The organism is Ensifer sp. BR816 (genome assembly GCF_000378985.1).
Lineage (GTDB): Bacteria > Pseudomonadota > Alphaproteobacteria > Rhizobiales > Rhizobiaceae > Sinorhizobium.
The window spans coordinates 658,981-677,789 of sequence record NZ_KB905370.1 but is presented as its reverse complement, the minus strand read 5'-3'; the positions used below and the strand labels follow the sequence as shown (position 1 = coordinate 677,789).

The 18,809-nt window shown below is 63.8% G+C and carries 15 protein-coding genes and 1 pseudogene; 4 read left to right on the top strand and 12 right to left on the bottom strand.

Translation table 11 applies throughout. The features are described from left to right. Positions 1-3: 3 nt before the first annotated feature. The 6 genes from iolB to RHIBR816_RS0103160 form a co-directional block, all read right to left on the bottom strand. Positions 4-804, bottom strand: a complete 801-nt coding sequence (iolB, locus tag RHIBR816_RS0103185; RefSeq protein ID WP_018235086.1) for a 5-deoxy-glucuronate isomerase — start codon at positions 802-804, stop codon at positions 4-6. A 163-nt stretch (positions 805-967) separates the two neighbouring features. Continuing rightward, positions 968-1,870 (bottom strand): myo-inosose-2 dehydratase, encoded by a 903-nt coding sequence (gene iolE, locus RHIBR816_RS0103180; RefSeq protein WP_018235085.1) that lies wholly within the window; start codon positions 1,868-1,870, stop codon positions 968-970. 193 nt (positions 1,871-2,063) lie between these two features. Beyond that, entirely contained in the window at positions 2,064-3,917 is a 1,854-nt protein-coding gene (gene iolD, locus RHIBR816_RS0103175) for a 3D-(3,5/4)-trihydroxycyclohexane-1,2-dione acylhydrolase (decyclizing) (RefSeq protein WP_018235084.1), read from the bottom strand. Positions 3,918-4,027: 110 nt separating this feature from the next. Next, entirely contained in the window at positions 4,028-5,995 is a 1,968-nt protein-coding gene (gene iolC, locus RHIBR816_RS0103170) for a 5-dehydro-2-deoxygluconokinase (RefSeq protein ID WP_018235083.1), read from the bottom strand. A 109-nt stretch (positions 5,996-6,104) separates the two neighbouring features. Then, positions 6,105-6,962, bottom strand: a complete 858-nt coding sequence (locus tag RHIBR816_RS0103165; RefSeq protein ID WP_018235082.1) for a MurR/RpiR family transcriptional regulator — start codon at positions 6,960-6,962, stop codon at positions 6,105-6,107. A 115-nt stretch (positions 6,963-7,077) separates the two neighbouring features. Next, entirely contained in the window at positions 7,078-8,208 is a 1,131-nt protein-coding gene (locus RHIBR816_RS0103160; protein ID WP_018235081.1) for a Gfo/Idh/MocA family protein, read from the bottom strand. A gap of 262 nt (positions 8,209-8,470) precedes the next feature. On the opposite strand from RHIBR816_RS0103160, the gene RHIBR816_RS0103155 reads away from it, so the two are divergent. Next, positions 8,471-9,319 (top strand): class II glutamine amidotransferase, encoded by an 849-nt coding sequence (locus tag RHIBR816_RS0103155; protein ID WP_018235080.1) that lies wholly within the window; start codon positions 8,471-8,473, stop codon positions 9,317-9,319. Positions 9,320-9,334: 15 nt separating this feature from the next. Here RHIBR816_RS0103155 and coaBC read toward each other — a convergent pair whose 3' ends face one another. From coaBC to ubiE, 6 genes and pseudogenes are all read right to left on the bottom strand, one after another. Then, complete coding sequence (gene coaBC / locus RHIBR816_RS0103150) at positions 9,335-10,540, bottom strand: bifunctional phosphopantothenoylcysteine decarboxylase/phosphopantothenate--cysteine ligase CoaBC (RefSeq protein ID WP_018235079.1); 1,206 nt, start codon at positions 10,538-10,540, stop codon at positions 9,335-9,337. A gap of 231 nt (positions 10,541-10,771) precedes the next feature. After that, positions 10,772-11,314, bottom strand: a complete 543-nt coding sequence (locus RHIBR816_RS0103145; protein WP_018235078.1) for a YbhB/YbcL family Raf kinase inhibitor-like protein — start codon at positions 11,312-11,314, stop codon at positions 10,772-10,774. A gap of 140 nt (positions 11,315-11,454) precedes the next feature. Next, complete coding sequence (locus tag RHIBR816_RS0103140; protein ID WP_026186589.1) at positions 11,455-12,306, bottom strand: AraC family transcriptional regulator; 852 nt, start codon at positions 12,304-12,306, stop codon at positions 11,455-11,457. A 124-nt stretch (positions 12,307-12,430) separates the two neighbouring features. Further along, positions 12,431-12,933, bottom strand: a pseudogene (locus RHIBR816_RS33625) (N-acetyltransferase family protein). A gap of 205 nt (positions 12,934-13,138) precedes the next feature. Beyond that, positions 13,139-14,713 (bottom strand): 2-polyprenylphenol 6-hydroxylase, encoded by a 1,575-nt coding sequence (ubiB, locus tag RHIBR816_RS0103130; protein ID WP_018235076.1) that lies wholly within the window; start codon positions 14,711-14,713, stop codon positions 13,139-13,141. Between the two features lie 4 nt (positions 14,714-14,717). Beyond that, complete coding sequence (gene ubiE / locus RHIBR816_RS0103125; RefSeq protein ID WP_026186588.1) at positions 14,718-15,494, bottom strand: bifunctional demethylmenaquinone methyltransferase/2-methoxy-6-polyprenyl-1,4-benzoquinol methylase UbiE; 777 nt, start codon at positions 15,492-15,494, stop codon at positions 14,718-14,720. Between the two features lie 180 nt (positions 15,495-15,674). Between ubiE and mutM the strand changes: the two genes are divergently transcribed. The 3 genes from mutM (at position 15,675) to rpsT (ending at position 17,875) form a co-directional block, all read left to right on the top strand. Further along, positions 15,675-16,565 (top strand): bifunctional DNA-formamidopyrimidine glycosylase/DNA-(apurinic or apyrimidinic site) lyase, encoded by an 891-nt coding sequence (gene mutM, locus RHIBR816_RS0103120; protein WP_018235074.1) that lies wholly within the window; start codon positions 15,675-15,677, stop codon positions 16,563-16,565. A gap of 79 nt (positions 16,566-16,644) precedes the next feature. Beyond that, complete coding sequence (locus tag RHIBR816_RS0103115) at positions 16,645-17,418, top strand: enoyl-CoA hydratase (RefSeq protein ID WP_018235073.1); 774 nt, start codon at positions 16,645-16,647, stop codon at positions 17,416-17,418. Between the two features lie 190 nt (positions 17,419-17,608). Continuing rightward, entirely contained in the window at positions 17,609-17,875 is a 267-nt protein-coding gene (gene rpsT, locus RHIBR816_RS0103105) for a 30S ribosomal protein S20 (RefSeq protein WP_018235071.1), read from the top strand. The last annotated feature ends 934 nt before the right edge of the window (positions 17,876-18,809 follow it).

Below are 18,809 nucleotides of genomic sequence, written 5' to 3'. Positions count from 1 at the left end.
GGCTCAGATGCCGGTGAACAGCCACTCGTGTTCCTTGGCGTTGTGGAACTTCCAGATCCGCTTCGGTCCGGCCATGACATTGAGGTAATAGGAGTCGTAGCCGTGGATGGCCGCAACCGGATGGTAGCCCTTTGGAACGAGCGCCACGTCGCCGTTTTCCACCGCCATGGTCTCGTCGAGCGTGCGGTCGTCCGTATAGACGCGCTGCATGGCAAAGCCCTGCGGCGGGTTGAGGCGGTGGTAATAGGTTTCCTCCAGATAGCTTTCGGCCGGCAGGTTGTCCTGGTCGTGCTTGTGCGGCGGGTAGGAGGAGGTGTGGCCGCCGGGCGTGATCACCTCGACGACGAGCAGCGACTGTGCCGAACCGTCGTCCTCCGGCATGATATTGGTGACGTAGCGAGTGTTGGTGCCCTTGCCGCGTGTCATCTGCGGATGCGTGCCGGGGCGGATGACCTTCGCCTTGAAGCCTTCGCCGCCGGGTGCGGAGCAGACGGCGAGCTCGAGGTCCGTCGTCGCCTCGGCCTGCCACTTGCTGCCCCTGGGCACGTAGACGGCATAGGGCTGACCCTCGAAGGGCGTCATGCGCTCGCCCAACTCCCCGAAATCCTCGCCGTCGACGGAGATCTGCGCCTTGCCGCTGACGAGCACTAGGCAGAGTTCCTTGTCGCCCGCTTCGCCTCCGGTCTTTTCCCCCGGCTTCAGCCGGTTGAGCGCAAAACCGACATAGGTCCAGCCGGCGCTCTCCGGCGTGATGTCCTGCACCAGGCCGGATTGTGCCTTGGGTTTGACGAGCAGTTTGGACATGTGACGGTCTCCTGTTTGTTAGGTTCCGGGCGCGGCGCTTAGCCCCTCTCCTCGGGTTTAACCCGAGGACTAGCCCCGCAAGCGGGGAGGGGACTTCGACGGCCCGGCATATCCCTTCTCCCCGCAAGCGGGGAGAAGGTGGCGGCAGCCGGATGAGGGGCAGTTATGCCCGATCCAGTCCCGCTTCCTTGGCGAACGCCTTCAGCGACTTCAGCCCGAGCGATTGGAATTCGAATGGGTTGCGTACGGCCGAATCCTGCTCCGCCTCGATCACCAGCCAGCCGTCATAACCATGCTCGGCCGCGATCTTCAGCACCGGCAGGAAGTCGACGCCGCCTTCGGAATCGCCCGGCACCGTGAAGACGCCGCGGCGCACGCCTTCGAGGAACGAGAGGCCTTCGCCCTCGACCACTTTGCGGACCGCCGGACGGACGTTCTTGCAATGGATGTGACGGACACGGTCCATGTATTTCCTGGCGACGTCCGCCGGATCGGAGCCGCCGAACCAGGCGTGCCCGGTGTCGAGCAGCAGCTTCGTCGCCGGGCCGGTGTTTTCCATCAACAGGTCGATCTCCTCGCCGGTCTGGACGATCGTGCCCATGTGGTGGTGATAGACGAGATCGATGCCCTGGGCGGCGCAATACTCAGCGACCGCTTCGAGATCGGCGCCGAACGTCTTCCACTGGTCGGCCGGCAGCACCGGCTTGTCCTTGACGAGCGACTTGGAATCGTCGCCGTGGATGGCGTTCGAGGTCTCGCAGACGATCGCCACCTTGCAGCCATTGTGCTTCAAAAGGTCGAGATGCGGTTGGATCGCCCGTTTCTCGGCTTCGACGTCATGGGTCAAGAGATTGGTCGAGTGCCAGCCGGAGACGAAGACGAGGTCGTAGGAGCCGAGCTTCTGCTTCAGTGCCTCCGGATCGGACGGCATCTTGTGGCCCTTCTCGATGCCGTCGAAGCCGATCTTCTGGCAATCGGACAGGCAGTCCTCGAGCGTCAGATGCGCGCCGATCGAATGGTCGTCGTCATTGCTCCAGGCGATCGGGTTGGTTCCGTAGCGGATCATGTCTTTTGCTTTCTATCATTGCTTGAAGCGATTGCTTCGCTGTCTCTCGTCTTATGTGTAAAGGGCGGGCTAGCCCCTCATCCGGCTGCTGCCACCTTCTCCCCCCATGCGGGGAGAAGGTGTATGTCGCGCCCTCTCAAGTCCCCTCTCCCCGCGAGCGGGAGAGGTTTAGGGTGAGCAATTGATTGCAGTATCAGCCGAAGCGCTGCGACTGGAGCGCCTTCTCGTAACCTTCGCGGGCCACTTTCACCTGCTCGCGCTCCGAGACTTCCGGAACGGCGACGTCCCACCAATGGCCGCCGGCCTCGGTCGTGATCAGCGGATGGGTGTCGATGACGATGACTGTGGTGCGGGCCTCGTTGGCGGTTTCGGCAAGCGCCGCTTCGAGTTCGGGGATCGAGCCGACCTTGCGGGTGACGGCGCCCATCGCGGCCGCATGCGCGGCGAAGTCGATCTGCGGCAGTTCGACGTGGTGCGTGTCCTGAAGCAGGTTGTTGAAGTTGGCGCCACCGGTTTCCATCTGCAGCCGGTTGATGCAGCCGTAGCCGGCATTATCCAGGAGAACGATGGTGAATTTGGCGCCGAGCATGATCGAGGAGGCGATTTCCGAGTTCAGCATCATGTAGCTGCCGTCGCCGACCATGACGATCACGTCGCGCTCGGGCCTGGCGAGCTTGACGCCGAGGCCGCCCGCGACCTCGTAGCCCATGGTCGAGAAGCCGTATTCCATGTGGTAGCCGCCGGGCTCTTCCGCCTGCCAGAGCTTGTGCAACTCGCCGGGTAGACCGCCGGCCGCGCAAACGAGCGTCGTCTTCTTGCCGCCGCGGGCGCGCTGGACGGCGCCGATGACCTGGGCGTCGGAGGGAAGCGCCGCATTGGTCGTGGCCGTCGCCTTGTCGGCGGCCTCCAGCCATTCGGCCTTGCCGGCCTTGGCCTTCTCGGTCCAGCTCGCATCTGCCTTATAGCTGCCGAGCCCGCCGGACATCCGGTTGAGGCCGACCCGCGCGTCCGAGATCAGCGGCAGGCCGTTGTGCTTGCCGGCGTCGAAGGGCTGGACATTGAGGCCGATGATCCTCAGGTCGTCGTTCTTGAAGAGCGCCCAGGAACCGGTGGTGAAATCCTGCAACCGCGAGCCGACGGCAAGCACGAGATCGGTCTCCTCGGCAAGCCGGTTGGAGGCGGACGTGCCGGTGACGCCGACAGAGCCCATGTTGAGCGGATGCGAATGCGGCAGCGCCGACTTGCCGGCCTGCGTCTCGACGACCGGAATGCCGTACTTCTCGGCGAAAACCGCGAGGTCGCTCGTCGCTTCGGAATAGAGCGCGCCGCCGCCGGCGACGATGATCGGTTTCTTCGCCTCCTTCAGCGCCGCAATCGCTGCCGCCAGCTCGTCGAGATCGGGCTCGATGCGGCGCGGCACCCAGACCTTCTCGTCGAAGAAGGTTTCCGGATAATCGTAGGCTTCGGCCTGGACGTCCTGGCAGAGCGAAAGCGTCACCGGGCCGCAGTCTGCCGGATCGGTCAGCACCTGCATGGCACGGCGTAGCGCCGGGATGATCTGTTCCGGCCGGGCGATGCGGTCGAAATAGCGCGACACCGGGCGGAAGCAGTCATTGGCCGAGACCGTGCCGTCGCCGAAGCCTTCAACCTGTTGCAGCACGGGATCAGGCCGCCGGTTGGCGAAGACGTCGCCGGGCAGGAACAGGACCGGCAGGCGGTTGACATGGGCAAGTGCCGCGGAGGTCACCATGTTGAGCGCGCCCGGGCCGATCGAGCTCGTGCAGGCCATGAAGCGGCGGCGGAAGCTTGCCTTGGCGAAGGCGATCGCGGCGTTCGCCATGCCCTGTTCGTTCTGGGCGCGGTAGGTCGGCAGGGTTTCGCGGATGGCATAGAGCGCCTCGCCGACGCCGGCGACGTTGCCATGGCCGAAGATCGCGAAGACGCCGCCGAAGATCGGCACGCGCTTGCCATCGATGATGGTCATCTGCCGGGTCATGAACCGCGCCACGGCCTGTGCCATGGTCAGGCGCACGGTTTTCTGGCTCATCTTGAATTTCCTCCAGGTGGCGAAGTCCGCTCCGCCCATTGTCGTTTTTGATGCCGCAGGCCGGCTATAAGTAGAGCAGGCTTCGGGCGCTTCCCACGTCCTCGTCCTGCTTAGGCGGCCTTTGTTTCACCCAAGCGCAGCCAGAGATCCACCAGCGCCTTGAACTTCGCCGCCATGTCGGCGACGGCCTCGTCGTCGGTCATCGAACCGGTGAGCCAGCTCTTGGCGGCGTCGGCGAAGATCGTCCGGCCGACCGCGAAACCCTTCACCGTCGTCGACGTCCTTGCCGCGGCAAAACCGTCCTTCAGCACCTCGTAAGGGGCCTCCAGGCCGAGCAGGACGACGCCCCGGCAGAGAGGGTCACGGTTTTCGATGACGGCGTCGATGGCCGCCCAGGCGCCGCGGCTCGCCTGCGGCTCGAGCTTCCACCAGTCCGGCTTCAGCCCGGCATCATAAAGCTCGTTGAGCGCCCGCGGAATGGTCTGGTCGTCGAGCGGCCCGTGCTTGCCGGCGATGATTTCGATCAGGATTTCACGGCCGACCTTGCGGGCCGCCTCGAAGGCCGAACGAAGCTTGGCGACCTGCGTGGCCTTCAGTTCGGCCGGATCGTCCGGGTGATAGAAGGAGAGCACCTTGATGCAATGATCGACGGGCCAATCGATGAGCCGGCTGCCGAGATCCTGGCTGAATTCGAACTGCAGCGGCCGCGACCCTGGCAGCTCGATCGGCTTGCCGATCCAGAAATCGCGGTGTGCGCCGGCGGCGAAAAGCGCGTCGCGACCGTATTTGTCGTCGATCAGCATGCCGAAGCCGGGCCGGCCGGCAGCGACCTGAGCGGCCGCCTTGACGGCCAGCGCCTTGAAGGCCGGGATGCGCGCCAGCAGCTCCGGCTTGCCCTCGGCGATATCCTCCAGCTGGCTGCGATGGTCGATCGCGAGCGCCATCAACAGCGGGATGTCGCGGCGGCGCGTCGTCGCCCAGTGCACGTGGTTGATCGCCTCGTCCTTGCGCAGCGCCTTTTCCTTGCTGCCGTATTCGAGGAAGAACTGGAGCTCGGTCCAGGTCGGGATCTCCGGCGCACAGAGCAGCCGCGACACCGCGAAGGCGCCGCAGGCATTGGCCCAGGTGGCGGAGGTCGCATGGGGCTCGCCCCTCAGCCAGCCGCGCAGGAAGCCGGACATGAAGGCGTCGCCGGCGCCGAGCACGTTGTAGACCTCGATCGGGAAGCCCTTGCCGACGATGCCGTCTTCGAGATCGTCCGAGATCGGCCCGTCATAGACGATGCAGCCCATCGGCCCGCGCTTGAGCACGATCGTTGCCCCGGAGAGAGAACGGATGGTCTTGAGGGCCTGGAGCAAGTCGCTCTCGCCCGAAGCGATCAGCACCTCTTCCTCGGTGCCGACGATCAGGTCGCAATCGCCGAGCACGGTCTTGAGATGCGCCGAGACGCGGTCGGAAGCGATGTAGCGGCTTTCGCCCGCATCGTGGCCCGCGAGACCCCAGAGGTTCGGGCGATAGTCGATGTCGAAGACGATCTTCGCGCCGTTCTCCTTGGCGATCCGGATCGCCTTGCGCTGGGCGGCATCGGTATTCGGCTTGGAGAAATGCGTGCCGGTGACGAGGATCGCGCGGGCGGAGCGGATGAAGTCCTCCGCGATGTCATGTTCATTGAGCGCGTTGTCGGCGCAATTGTCGCGGTAGAAGAGCAGCGGGAAGGACTTTTCGTTCTCGACGGAGAGGATCGCGAGTGCAGTCAGCCGTTCCGGATCGGTGACGATGCCGCGCGTCTCGACCCCTTCGCGCTGCAGCTGCTCGCGGATGAAACGGCCCATCTGCTCGTTGCCGACGCGCGTCAACAGCGCCGATTTCAGCCCGAGGCGCGCCGTGCCGACCGAAATATTGCAGGGGCAGCCGCCGACGGACTTGGCAAAACTCGCCACGTCCTCGAGCCGCGTGCCGATCTGCTGACCGTAAAGATCGACCGAGGCTCTTCCGATGGTGATGATGTCGAGGGGCTTGGCGCCCTTTGCCGAAGGAATTTGGGCTGATGGAGTTTGGGCCGATGGAATCTGGCTCACTGCTTCCTCCCCGCGGACGCCGCGCCGGCGCCGACAGTTATGATTATGTCATGGGCGATGAGCTTATGAAACATAAATTCCGTAGTTTCGTCAACATGGAATTTCTGTTCTATATTGCTGCATCTCCCGCGCGGCGACGCTTCTCGGCAATCGCCACGGTCAGCGCCATCGCAAAGGCCATGCTGGCCGAAAGCGAGCGGAATCCGGCGTGATCGGCCTCGACGAGTTCGAACCAGACCTTCGACGACTCGGCGAGCGGAGAGAAGGCGGAATCGGTCAGCGACACGACCGGAATCTTGCGGTTGGCAAGCAGGCGCGCCTGGGCCGCACTTTCCGACGCATAGGGCGAGAAGCTGACGGCGAAGGCGGCATCCTGTCTGGTCGCCATCGCCAGCATATCGTCGTCGATGCCGGCCGCCGTGCCGACATGCTGGTACTTCACCTTCAGCTTGCCGAAGGCATAGGCCATGTAGCTGGAGATAGGGTAGGAGCGGCGCTTGGCGATAAGGTAGATCGTATCGGCCTTGGCGAGGATGTCGACGGCCCGCTCGAAGGCTTCCGGATCGACGGATGTTGCTACATTGTCGAGCGAGCGATGCGCGGCCGCGACGAAGCCGTTGAAGATCGAGCCGCTTTCGAGCCGGCTGTGGTCATCGCCGCGCAACGCCTTCAGCCGCTCCTCGTAGCCCGGCGTTCGTTCGCGCAGGCGCGCCCGAAAGATTTGCTGCAGGCTCGAAAAGCCTTCGAAGCCGAAATGCTGGGCGAAGCGCACGAGCGTCGAGGGCTGGACATCGGCGGAGGTGGCGATGCTCGCCGCCGTGCCGAAGGCGATCTCGTCCGGATTGTCGAGCGAATAGGCGGCGACCTGTTTCAGGCGCTTCGGCAGTTGCGCCTTGCGCTCCAGGATGACGGCCTTCAGCGCCTCGAAATCCTGCGGCACATCCGTGGTCGTCTCCGGCGTTGACATCGTTCAGCGTCTCCAGGCTTGCCCGCGTTCCGTTTGCCTCACTCTAATCGATGAGCCGTCGCGGGTATAGAACGAACGTTCTATTTTGGACGGGTTCTCCACCCGCAATCCGGGATCAGCCGATGTCGATCCACGCGTTGGTCCTGGCCGACCGGTAGGTGGCGGAGAGCACTTTCTGCACCTCGTAGCCCTCGCGGAAATCCGTCGAAGGCTTGCCGCCCTTGGCGATCGCCTCCAGGAATTCGTGCGCCTCGATGGCTTTCAGATCGTTGAAGCCGATCTGGTGGCCGGGCGCCACGCAGAAGGCGCCGTAAGGCGGGTGCTCCGGCCCGGCCCAGATGGTGCGGAAGCCGCGGCTCTTGATGTCGTCGCCGGTAGAATAGACCTTGATTTCGTTCAGCCGCTCCTGGGTGAAGACGATGCTGCCCTTGGAGCCGTAGATTTCGAAGTCATGCTGCATCTTGCGGCCGGTGGCGATCCAGTTCGCCTCGAAGCTGCCGCTCGCGCCACTTTCGAAGCGAACGAAGGCGCGGGCTATGTCGTCGACTTCGACGGGGCGGGTCTCGGCCGCGCCGCGGGAGACCGGGCGCTCCGCTATGTGGGTGATCGTCTCTGCAAGCACCGATTTGATCGGTCCGACCAAGTGGCGCATGCAGGCGATGATATGACTGCCGATATCGGCGAGCGCGCCGCCGCCGCTTCTCGGATCGAGTCGCCAGGCCCATGGGATATCGGCATCGGCCATGAAGTCTTCGGCATGGACGCCACGGAACGACCGGATTTCGCCGATCTCGCCGCTGTCGATGATCTCCTTGGCAAGGAAGATCAGCGGGTTTTTCAGATAGTTGAACCCGACCTGGGTGACGAGGCCGGCCTTCTCGGCCGCCGCGACCATTTCGGCGCAGTCGGCAACGGTCGGTGCCAACGGCTTTTCGCAGTAGACGTGCTTGCCATGCGCAATCGCCGCAAGCGCCATCTCCTTATGCAGCAGGTTCGGCGTGGTGATGTCGATGATGTCGATGTCGGGATCGCTCAATAGCTCCCGCCAGTCGGCCGTCGCCTTGCGGAAGCCGAGGCGCGCGCGGGCCGCCTCGGCGCTCTCCGCAGTCACGTCCGCAACCGAAACCAGATCCAGTTCGAAGGGCAGGTCGAAGACCCGCGAGGCGATCGTGAAGCCGAGGGCATGGGCCTTGCCCATGAAGCCCGTGCCGATCAGGCCGACGCCCAGTTTGCGCTTGCCGCTCATGTTTCCTCCCGGGTCGAGCCTTAGCATGACGGGGTGGAAATGAAATGAAGTGTGCGGCGCTTGTCAATATGGAATGTTTATTCGAAATAGCTTTCTGATGTGCCAGGCGAAACAGCGCCCTCGAAGGTCTCTCGCTACTGTTGAAAAGGACGGCCTTGCGAAAAGTGTTAACGCATTTTTACCATGTTCCGTTGGAACATCGCCGTGACGATGGTCAGCGAATCGCCTTTTATCGAAGTCCCGCAACCGGAGTGATCGACGCATGTGCCGCTGGGCAGCCTATCGTGGAGAGCCGCTTTATCTCGAGGAACTGGTGACGTCGCCGGCGCATTCGCTGATCGAGCAGTCCCATTGCGCGACACGGGCGAAGACCGCCACCAATGGCGACGGTTTTGGCATCGCCTGGTATGGCGACCGCGCCGAGCCCGGCCGCTACCGCGATATCCTGCCCGCCTGGTCCGACTGCAACTTGCGGAGCATTGCTCGGCAGATACGCTCCCGGCTCTTTCTCGCCCATGTTCGCGCGGCGACCGGCGGCGGCACGCGACGCGACAATTGCCACCCCTTCGTCTTCGGCCGCTGGGCCTTCATGCACAACGGCCAGATCGGCCATTTCGAGCATCTGCGCCGGCCAATGGAAAACATGCTCGACGACGATCTCTACGCGGCGCGCACCGGCACGACGGATTCGGAGCTGCTTTTTCTTCTGGCGCTGCAGTTCGGTCTCGACCGCGACCCGCTCGGCGCCGTTGCCGAGGCGCTCGGCTTCGTGGAGCGCCTGGCAGAACAATTGAACCTGAAGGTGCTCGTCCGCTTCACCGCGGCGTTTTCCAACGGCCAGGATCTCTATGCGGTCCGCTACGCCTCCGACCGCAAGGCTCCGACGCTCTATGCCGCCCCGATGGGACCACAGGGCGGCTACTGCCTCGTCTCGGAACCGCTCAATGACGACGACAACGCCTGGGCCGAAATTCCGGACGGCTCGGCAGTGATCGTCGGCGAAAATGGCGTCGATGTTCGCCTTTTCAACGCCATTGAAGCGCCCGCGCGCGATCCGGTTCATACCGCGCCGCTTTCCCGGGCGGCCGGCAAGGATGTTCAACTCGCCTGAAGTCCCGAACCGCAGCTATGCGGAAAGTTTCGCGGCAATCAGCGCGGCCAGCCTTTCGGCCACCTCGTCCTTGCCCATCTCCGGCCACTCCTCCGTGCCGTCGCGGCCGATCAGCTTCACCCGGTTATGGTCGCCGCCCATGATGCCGGTTGCCGGGGAAACGTCGTTTGCCAGGATGTAATCGGCGCCCTTTCTTTCGAGCTTGGCGCGGCCGTTCGCGGCGACGTTTTCCGTCTCGGCGGCAAAGCCGATCACCAGTTTCGGGCGTGACGCATGATGGCCCACCGTCTTCAGGATGTCCGGGTTCTCTGCAAGCTGCAGCGGCGGCGGGGCTTCGCCCGGCCGCTTCTTAATCTTGTTGCCGGCCGCGGACGCAACACGCCAGTCGGCGACCGCCGCGACCATCACCGCGACATCGGCCGGAAGCGCGGCAACGACCGCGTCGCGCATCTCCTCGGCGCGCTCGACATGCACGACACGGACCCCCGCGGGCTCGGCGATGGTCACGGGACCGGACACGAGCGTGACGTCAGCCCCGAGCCGGGCGAGCGCGGCGGCGATAGCATGGCCCTGTTTGCCGGACGAGCGGTTGGCGATATAGCGGACCGGGTCGATCGGCTCGTGCGTCGGCCCGGAGGTGACGATCGCCTTCCGCCCGGCAAGCGGTTTGGCGCCTGAGAGCAGGTCCTCGATCGCCGCGACGATCTCCACGGGCTCGGCCATCCGGCCTTCGCCGGCCTCGCCGCTTTCCGCCATCTCGCCGGAGGCCGGCCCGACGAAACGGATGCCGTCGGCGGCAAGCGTCGCACGGTTGCGGCGGGTCGCGGGATGCATCCACATCATCGGGTTCATCGCCGGAGCGACAAGCACGGGGCGGTCGGTTGCGAGCAGGACCGTCGAGGCAAGGTCGTCGGCATGGCCGTTCGCCATCTTGGCCATCAGGTCGGCGGTCGCCGGCGCCACGAGGACGAGGTCGCACGCGCGCGCGAGGCGGATATGCCCGACATCCTGCTCGTCCTCGCGCGAAAAGAGCTCCGTATAGACGCGCGAGGCCGCAAGCGCGCCGACTGCAAGTGGCGTCACGAACTGCTGCGCCCCCGCCGTCATCACCGGCCGCACCGCGGCGCCGCGTTCGCGCAGCCGGCGGATGAGGTCCAGGCTCTTATAGGCCGCGATGCCGCCGGAAATGATGAGGAGAATGCGCTTGCCCGACAGTGTCATTCCGTTTCGGCCTCTCGCCGCTCCTTGCTGTTTCACGCGACCCTACTGCATGATTCCTCAAATCGGAATCGGTTTAAGGAATCACGCAGCAATTCAAGGTCCTACAGCGACCTTTGAGCGTCTGATAGGACGCGCGGGGTTGCAGCGGAGCGAACGGGTTGCGCGCAACTGGGGCGGGAATGTACCCGCGGCGGGGAGCCGCCGCGGGCAAAGCCGTGACCGAAGCGCAGGTCAGCGCTCGTACGTAACCTCGACAGTCGCCTGGTCAAGCGCATTCGCCCGGACGAAGAATCCGACCATCGCCCCCGGAGCCTGGCTGTCGAGTGGGAGCTTGTCGAGCGATAGAGCGTATACGGTGAACTGATAGCGGTGCGGTCCATGACCTTCCGGCGGGCATGCACCGCCGTAGCCGGAGGCGCCGAAATCGGTGCGGCCTTCTATGGCGCCGGCGGGAAGCTTTCCGCTGCCGCTCGCTCCGTTTGCGACCTCCGTCGCATCAGCCGGAAGGTTGAACACTGTCCAATGCCACCAGCCGGAGCCGGTCGGGGCATCAGGATCATAGGCCATGATCGCGAAGCTCTTGGTGCCCGCAGGCGCGCCCGACCATTGCAGTTGCGGCGAGATGTTCTTCCCGCTGCAGCCGAAACCGTTGAAGACCTGCGCCTCGGCCATGGGTTTGGCCGCCACCAGATCGTTGGACGTCAGTTTCATTTCGGCATGGGCTGCAGTGGCGCCGAGGAAGCTCAGGGCGAGAAATGTGGTGATGAAGCGCATGGATCTTTCCTGCAGTTGCTGGAGCAATTCCAGGAAAAGTGTGCAAGGGTTTTCCGTCCGGAATTGCGTAGTTTCAAAGGGTTAGGTCATTTCGGTGTTTCAAGGAAACAATGAGATGATCCAACAAAGCAACCGTAGCCTCAGGCGGACACAGCGTCTCTCCTGATCTGCTCAACTTCTGTCCCGATCCGCTCAAAAAATCCGAGATCTCCGCGTACCTCGCGCGGATTGATGCCGAACCGCTCCTTGAACCGGGCCGAAAACTGCGATGGAGAGTCGTAGCCCACCTCCTGGGCGACGTGGGCGATCGGCAGGGTGGTCGTCTGCAGGAGCGCCAGTGCCCGCGTCATGCGCGTGTCGCCCAATGTCTCCGTGAAACTGGTGTCTTCCGCCGCCAACTTACGCCGAAGCGTGGCCTCGCTCATGTTGAAGGTGCGGGCAGCGTGGCCCAAGGTCCAGTCGCGGGCAGGGTCGGCCTCGATCATCTGGCGCAGGCGATGCTGCAAGAGGGGGCTTTCCCGGTCGCCGAGCACGGCCCCGCTCAGGGCGAACCAGGTGATGAGTTCCATCAAGCGGACCGTGGCGACGGGGACGGGGAGCCTCGACATGTTCTCCGAGCAGCAACAGAAATCAAACAGCGCCATGGCCTCGGCGGGCAGGTCGACGGCCTTCACCGGTCGTGCTGTCCGCGGAGGCGTAATGAAAGGAAAATGCGCGTAGGTCTCCTCGAACAGGGGACGTGGAACAGGCAGGATGCGCGCTTCGTAGTTCTGAGGCGCCTTGGGAATGTTCTCCATCGTCATGGGCTGGTGGTCGGGCAACAGGCCAAACTCGCCGGCCGTGAGGAGCAAAGCTGTGTCGTGGACAACCACCTTGTTTCCCGAGCGCACGTGAATGAGCACCGGAGTTGTATTCGTCAGGCGATGAAAGCACGTCCTTCCGCCCTGTCGGATGGTGGCGCCGGCTTGAACGGGGTGGGCTTCATGCTTCATGTGTCTGGTCTCTCGGTTGGCAAACGGCATGGCAGTTCCGACGATTGATCGCAAGACGCGGGGAAAGTGAATCGGTCCGACCTTCCCTCTGCCCTTGCAAGGCAGCAGGACATCTTCGTTCCGCTCACCCTCGCAATCGCGCCATGGCAAAGACGTCGGCATAGTCTCCGTCTCGCAGTGCATAGGATTTCAGGACACCTTCGGTGACGAAACCCGCCTGGCGATAGAGGCCGATCGCCGCCTCATTGTCGGTAAAGACCGTCAGTTCGAGGCGGGCGATGCCGAGCCAGCGGTCCGCCGCCTCGATCAGCGCCTCGAGCAGAGCCTTGCCTATGCCGCGCCGGCGGTAGTCGTCGTGGACCACATGCCGAGGTCGGCCGAATGCTGCCGCCGCCCTTTGTGGCGGTGCAATCCGGCGAGCCCGACGACCTGCCCCTCGAACTCGGCGACGATGACCATATCGTTTTCCGTGAGGCTTTCGAGCCAGCGTCGCGTCTGCTCCGGCGGGGCGAAAGGCAGGCGCAGAGTTCCGGAGCGGACGCCGGGCAGATCGCGTAAGGCGGCGAGCGCCTGCCAGTCGGCAGCGGATGCAGCGCGAATATGGAGGTCGGGCGAGGCTGCGTTCATTGTTTCCTCTCTCTACTGGCCGAGGAAACAGAGCTGAACCCTGCTCGCCTCGGCAGGGTTTGCGTGAAGACAGTTCGCTTAGCGCGCCAGGCCTCCCGCACACCCCGGGGTCCGCGTGGTCACCATCATCGCAAGCGAAAAACGACTGTCCATCAACGGATGCTATCCCAGGATGCAAGAAATCGGAAGTGACTTTGCGTCTGGGTCAGGCCAACCGCCAGGCAATATAAACGAGCGTTGCCGCAATTACCCAGAGCGCCAGCCGGCCGGAGCGCGTATGGCGTGCCTCCGCCTTGCCGATTGCCTCCGCCGTCTCCGCATCGAAGCGCAGGCCGTTCTCGGTCATGGCCATGATTTCCGCCGAGAACCGTTCGGTGCGGGCGGCGATCTCCGGAAGGGCTTCGGCGACGCGGAGTGCGGCGTGCAGCCCGTCGCGCAAATCGGCGACGATGCGCTTCGGGCCGAGATTGTCGCGGATCCACTTGCCGACGACCGGCTCCGACGCCTTCCACATGTTGAAGCGCGGGTTGAGCGTACGCGCCACGCCCTCGACGACGACCATGGTCTTCTGCAGCATGACGAGCTCGGGCCGCGTCTGCATGTCGAAGAGCTCGGTCACCTCGAAGAGCAGCGTCAGGAGCTTGGCCATTGAGATGGTTTCGGCCGGCTGGCCGTGGATCGGTTCGCCGATGGCGCGGATCGCCTGGGCAAAGCTCGCCGCGTCGTGATGCGATGGCACGTAACCAGCCTCGAAATGCACGTCGGCAACGCGCTGGTAGTCGCGGGTGATGAAGCCGAAGAGGATTTCGGCGAGGAAGCGGCGTTCCTTCTTGCCGAGCCGCCCGACGATGCCCATGTCGACCGCAACGATATGGCCGGCGTCGTCGACGAACAGATTGCCCTGGTGCATGTCTGCGTGGAAGAAGCCGTCCCTCAGCGTATGGCGCAGGAAGGACTGGATCAGCGTTTCGGCGAGCGTGTTGAGATCGTGGCCGGCGGCTTTCAGACCTTCGATGTCCGACATTTTCACGCCGTCGATCCATTCCATCGTCACGACATCGCGGCCGGTGCGTTCCCAATCGACCTTGGGTACGCGAAACCCGGAATCTTCCTTGGTATTCTCGCCGAGTTCGGAAAGGGCCGCCGCTTCGAGCCTCAGGTCCATTTCGACCTTGGTCGTCTGTTCGAGCGTCTTCGTCACCTCGACCGGCCTCAGCCGCCTTGTATAAGGCAGGAACCGTTCCTGCATGCGCGAGACCAGGTACATCGCCTCGATATCGGCGGCGAAGCGCTGGCGCACGCCCGGGCGGATGACCTTGACGGCCACCCTTTCGGGCCGGCCGTCGCGCAGGACCACGGCCGGATGGACCTGGGCGATCGACGCGGCGGCCATCGGTTCGGAAAATTCGGCGAACAGCGCATCGACGGAGCGGCCGAGCGAGCCTTCTATCGCGGCCCGGGCCTCGCTCTCGGGAAACGTCGCCATCCGGTCCTGGAGGAGCGACAGGTCGGCTGCGAGCTCCGCGCCGACTACGTCCGGGCGCGTCGCGAGAAACTGGCCGATCTTGACATAGGAAGGGCCGAGCCGTTCGACGGCCCGGGCAAGCCGGCCGCTGCGCACCTCGAGCCGGGCCCGGCGGCGGGCGAGCAGCCCGGCGAGCCTCTGCACGAAACGCGCCAGCGGCGGCAGGTGTTCGGCAGGGACGGCCGAAAAGGCATCCTCGCGCGCCAGCACCCAGCCGATCCGCACGAGACGGAAATATGCTCCAGGCGTGCTCATGTGGTCAGATTTTCCAGCCGGAATGCAAGGCGGCGATGCCGCCCGTATAGTTGGTGAAGGAGACGCGGCCAAATCCGGCAGTGCGGATCATCGCTGCGAAATCGCGCTGGTTCGGGAACTTGCGGATCGATTCGACCAGATATTGATAGGGCGCCTCGTCACCGGTGATGAGCTTGCCGAATTTCGGGATCGCGTTGAACGACCAGGCGTCGTAGAAGCGATCGAGCAGCGGCATTTCGACCTCGGAGAATTCGAGTATCAGCAGCCGCCCGCCGCGCTTCAGCACGCGATAGGCTTCCGTGAGCGCCACCTCGATGCGCGGCACGTTGCGAATGCCGAAGGCGATCGTATAGGCATCGAAGGAATTTGCCGCGAAGGGCAGGTCCTCGGCATTCGCCTCGACGAATTCGAGATTGGCGGTGAGCCCCTTCTTCCTGGCGCGCTCGGCGCCGACGGCGAGCATCGAGCCGTTGATGTCGAGTACCGTCGCATGCGCTCGGCGCGCCGAGGCCTCGACGATGCGGAAGGCGATGTCGCCCGTGCCGCCGGCGACATCGAGGACCCGGTAGTCCTCCAGGCGCGGCGGATTGAGCGCGGCGATCATCGCGTCCTTCCAGACGCGGTGGAGACCGGCCGACATCACGTCGTTCATGATGTCGTAGCGTTTGGCGACCTTGTGGAAGACATCGTTGACGAGCGGCTGCTTTTCGCCCGTGCCGACTTCGCGGAAACCGAAGGAGGTCTCCATTCCGCCATCGGCCGATACGCGCTCATCCGTCATGCGAAACTCCACTTCAACGAATTTTGCCGCAACCATAGCGAAATCGTTCCGCGCGCGCTATCTCAGCGGCGGGGCATGGCTGCGACATAGCGCTCCCTATAGGCCATCAATCCTGCCATGGGAATGGCGCGCTTGCGGTGCGGGCGGATGGAATGAACAAAGAGTGAAGGAAGACGGCCGATGCCGGAATTGCCCGAGGTGGAAACGGTCAAACGCGGACTGTCGCCGACGATGGAAGGGGCGCTGCTGGTGCGCGCCGAACTGCGCCGGCCGGACCTGCGTTTTCCTTTCCCGGAGAATTTCGCCGCCGCCGTTTCGGGGCGCCGCATCGTCGCGCTGTCGCGTCGGGCGAAGTATCTGATGATCGATCTCGAGGGCGGCGACGTGATCGTCGCGCATCTCGGCATGTCCGGGTCGTTCCGCATCGAGGCCGGCGCGGAGCCCGTCGCGCCCGGCGCGTTCCATCAGCCGCGCGGCAAGGACGAGAAGCACGACCATGTGATCTTCCATCTCGACGGTCGGTCCGGCCCGGCGCGCGTGATCTACAACGACCCGCGCCGCTTCGGCTTCATGGATCTGGCGCGGCGCGACACCATCGCCGAGCACGCCTTCTTCCGCGAACTCGGCGAGGAGCCGACGGGCAATGCGCTCGACGCCGCCTATCTCGCCGCCCGCTTTGCTGGGAAGATACAGCCGCTGAAGGCGGCCCTTCTCGACCAGAGGATCATTGCCGGGCTTGGCAATATCTATGTATGCGAGGCGCTGTGGCGCTCGGGCCTGTCGCCGAAGCGGGCGGCCGGTACGCTTGTCGACAGGCGCGGCCGCCCGAAGCCAGCGCTCACTGCGCTCGTCGAGGCGATCCGCGCGGTGATTGCGGACGCGATTGCCGCGGGCGGCTCCTCGCTCAGGGACCACATCCAGGCGGATGGCAGCCTCGGTTATTTCCAGCACGCCTTCTCCGTCTACGATCGAGAAGGCGAGACTTGCCGCACATCGGGCTGCGGCGGTACGGTCGCCCGGATTGTCCAGGCGGGGCGTTCGACCTTCCATTGCCCGCGCTGCCAGAAATAGGCTCACACGAGGTCGTGCGCGGGGCGATGTCTGCCGCGCGCCCTTTTTGAATAGAGAATCTTGAAGTGGAGGAGACGACATGAGTTACGAGACGCTGCTGGTCGAAACGCGCGGGCGCGTCGGCCTGATCACCCTCAACCGGCCGCAGGCGCTCAATGCGCTGAATTCGACCCTGATGCGCGAGCTCGATCAAGCGCTGAAAGCCCTGGACGCGGACAGGGGTGTTGGCGCGATCGTCATCACCGGCTCGGAGAAGGCCTTCGCGGCCGGCGCCGACATCAAGGAAATGCAGTCGCTCGATTTTGTCGACAGCTATCTCGGCGACTTTCTCGGCGGCTGGGAACACGTCGCCGGCGCCCGCAAACCGATGATCGCGGCCGTTTCCGGCTTTGCGCTGGGCGGCGGCTGCGAGCTCGCCATGATGTGCGATTTCATCATCGCATCGGAGACGGCGAAATTCGGCCAGCCGGAAATCACTCTCGGCGTCATTCCCGGCATGGGCGGCTCGCAGCGCCTGACCCGGGCGGTCGGCAAGGCGAAGGCGATGGACCTGATCCTCACCGGCCGCATGATGGACGCGGCCGAAGCGGAACGGGCGGGCCTCGTTGCGCGCATCGTCGCGCCTGACAAATTGATGGAAGAGGCGCTCGCCGCGGCCGAGAAGATTGCCTCCTTCGCACTCCCGGCGGTGGTGATGGCCAAGGAGGCGGTCAGCCGCTCGCTGGAGGTAACACTTGCCGAAGGCCTGCGTTTCGAGCGCCGGCTTTTCCAGGCGCTTTTCGCGACCGAGGACCAGAAGGAGGGGATGGCCGCCTTTGTTGCGAAGCGCAAAGCGGAATTCAAACACAGGTAAGTCTGGAACGCGCCGGTTTTCTCAAAATGCGCGTTGACGTGAGGGCGGTTTCCCGTTATACGCCGCCCTCAGTTTGAAACGCCATCTCGCATGGCTTTCCGATAATGCTCCCGAATTGCTTGGATGACAGGTCGCAGTGACCCGGCACGGCGAGGGCGGGGTTCATGTCAGTTTTCGAAGAGAGGCATCAATGGCCAATACAACTTCGGCGAAAAAGGCGACCCGCAAGATCGCACGCCGTACCGCAGTGAACAAGGCTCGTCGTTCGCGCGTCCGCACCTTCGTCCGCCAGGTTGAAGAGGCGATCGCTTCCGGCGATCAGGCAGCCGCCGCCGCAGCGCTCAAGGCAGCGCAGCCGGAACTGATGCGCGCCGCCACCAAGGGCGTGCTGCATGCCAACACGGCATCGCGCAAAGTGTCCCGTCTGGCACAGCGCGTGAAGTCGCTTTCGGCCTAACCCGGCTAAATAAAAAGCAAATGATGAAAAGCCCGGCGCCTGCGCCGGGCTTTTCGGATTCATATTTCTGCCACGGTCATAGTTAATCTGCCGCGAAGGCATCTGTGTCAGTGGGGTGACATAACTCTCTCAATAATTTCAAAGGGTTGCGCGAGGATATCGCGAGCGCCGCGTCCCGGTGCGCCGGCGTCTTCGACGCAAGGTGAGTCAAGAGAATTTTTATTTTTTTTCTTTTTCGCCAGCTAAACATGGCCGCAAAAATCAAAACCCTTGATTCAAAAGCGATTCTTGCGGGACTCGCAAACGCCCATGCAAAACGCTGCACGAGAGTCAACTGGCAGCGCTTAAGAAGCGGTAAAAATCACCATTGATCTTGCCCCACGATCCTGCCTAAATGACTTCCACAGGGGACACGGATCACATCTGTAATAAGGAGGTTTGAGGTCATTTCAACGAGATGGCTTCGGGCATTCTGTTCCCTGTGGCGGGGGAAATCCACGTCGCTCAATCAGACAAGTCGAGATGGTTAAGCCGGGCGAGCCTTCGCCGCGGAACGAGGACATTTCGTCTTGTGGTTGTGGTGCGCGTGGTTCCCGTCGGTACTGTGCGGGTGTGTGTTCAGGATTGACGGAGACCTAGGCTACCCGCTTCGTACGAGGGCGCGGTGTAGTCATAAAAGGGTAAGGCCGGATAGCTTGAAAACAGCCGCACGGAATCGATAGGACTACAGCGCCGCGCGTCCGATAGACGCGCAAGGGTCGCTGTAGCACTTTGAATGGCTGCATGACTTCGCCTTAAATCGATTCCGATTTAAGGAAGCCATGCAGCAGGCGCGAGGGGACATTCGCTTGAACGAGGCGAGCGAGTGAGCGCAGCGCGCAACGGGGCGGGATATGAGGAGCCTGGTTTCGTTGCGACAGAGCGTCCGTCGGGC